At 42.0% G+C, this 1,485-nt stretch carries 2 protein-coding genes; one reads left to right on the top strand and one right to left on the bottom strand.

What is annotated here, in order from left to right; genetic code table 11:
* Positions 1-97: 97 nt before the first annotated feature.
* Positions 98-628: a hypoxanthine phosphoribosyltransferase gene (hpt, locus tag R8N28_RS24625; RefSeq protein ID WP_005479701.1), complete on the top strand. Its 531-nt coding sequence runs from the start codon at positions 98-100 to the stop codon at positions 626-628.
* A 75-nt stretch (positions 629-703) separates the two neighbouring features.
* On the opposite strand, the gene can is transcribed toward hpt, so the two are convergent.
* Positions 704-1,372, bottom strand: a complete 669-nt coding sequence (gene can / locus R8N28_RS24620; protein ID WP_005462578.1) for a carbonate dehydratase — start codon at positions 1,370-1,372, stop codon at positions 704-706.
* Positions 1,373-1,485 lie beyond the last annotated feature (113 nt).

Below are 1,485 nucleotides of genomic sequence, written 5' to 3'. Positions count from 1 at the left end.
TTCAACCCACTCTTCGTGGTGATACACTACACGCCGTAAGATTAGGTGATCGTTTGCGTGCGACCTACCTCAACCCACAAACTAAATTGAGCACAGTATGAAACATACAATAGAAGTCATGATTTCTGAGCAAGAAGTTCAGGAACGAATTCGTGAATTAGGCAAACAAATTACAGAGCGTTACCAAGGCAGTGAAGACCTAGTTTTGGTTGGCTTGTTGCGTGGTTCTTTTGTATTTATGGCCGATCTAGCGCGTGCTATTGAACTGACTCATCAAGTTGATTTTATGACGGCATCAAGCTACGGTAACACGATGGAAAGCTCACGCGATGTACGCATCTTGAAAGATTTGGATGATGACATTAAAGGCAAAGACGTTTTGCTTGTTGAAGACATCATCGATACAGGTAACACGCTAAATAAAATTCGCGAAATCCTATCGCTACGTGAACCTAAATCTATCGCGATTTGTACGCTACTAGACAAGCCATCTCGCCGTGAAGTAAATGTGCCAGTTGATTGGATTGGTTTCGAGATCCCTGACGAGTTCGTTGTTGGTGTTGGTATCGATTACGCTCAAAAATACCGTCACCTACCATTCATCGGTAAAGTGGTTCCTCAAGAATAATTGAGTTCACTATTCGAAATACAAAAAAAAACGCCCATATAAATGGGCGTTTTTTATTTATTCAGATTTTATGGCTTAGCGACACAGAAGCTTATTGTCAGGGTTTAAAATCGTCGACAGTGCTTTCTGGTACGATGCTTCAACGGTCTCTTTAGAATTAGAGCGAATACCTAAATATTCAAGGCGACCATCTTCAATTCCGTATACGACACCGTGAATTTCGACATCTTGCCCGCGCTCCCACGCGTTTTGCATGATGGTTGAATTGCCTAGGTTATAAACTTGTTCTGCAACGTTAATTTCACCAAGCTTATCGGCACGATCTTCAACAGGCATTTGATCTAAGTAAGAACGATGCTTGAAGTAAAGATCTCTGATGTGCAGTAGCCAGTTATTGATAAGCCCGAGTTGAGGGTTATCTATCGCCGCGTTAACACCGCCGCAACCGTAGTGACCACACACAATAATGTGCTTCACCTTGAGTACATCAACGGCGTATTGAACAACGGAAAGGCAATTGAGGTCTGTGTGAATGACTTGGTTTGCAACATTGCGGTGAACAAATAATTCACCGGAGTAAAGGCCGGTTAATCGTTCTGCGGGTACTCGACTATCGGAGCAGCCAATCCAAAGAAAATCAGGCTTTTGGCCTTCGGCGAGCTTAGCGAAATATTCAGGACGATCAGATTTGATTTCTTCCGACCATTTTGAATTATTCTCAAATAACTGTTTAATTTCCGGCATCTTGCAAACTACTTCCCTTAAATGACAAAAGCACTCATCGCAATTGAAACATATCAAGCGATCAGTGTTGTAACTATACACAATGTTACAATTTCGATCCCGTTAAATATGCG

Source organism: Vibrio sp. Vb1554, assembly GCF_033344235.1.
The sequence above is the reverse complement of the archived record's forward strand: the minus strand, read 5'-3'. Positions and strand labels throughout refer to the sequence as shown.

Bases quoted from the DNA above. Each gene is read 5' to 3' on its own strand.
- hpt (WP_005479701.1), top strand. From the start codon at position 98: ATGAAACATACAATAGAAGTCATGATTTCTGAGCAAGAAGTTCAGGAA.
- can (WP_005462578.1), bottom strand. From the start codon at position 1,372: ATGCCGGAAATTAAACAGTTATTTGAGAATAATTCAAAATGGTCGGAA.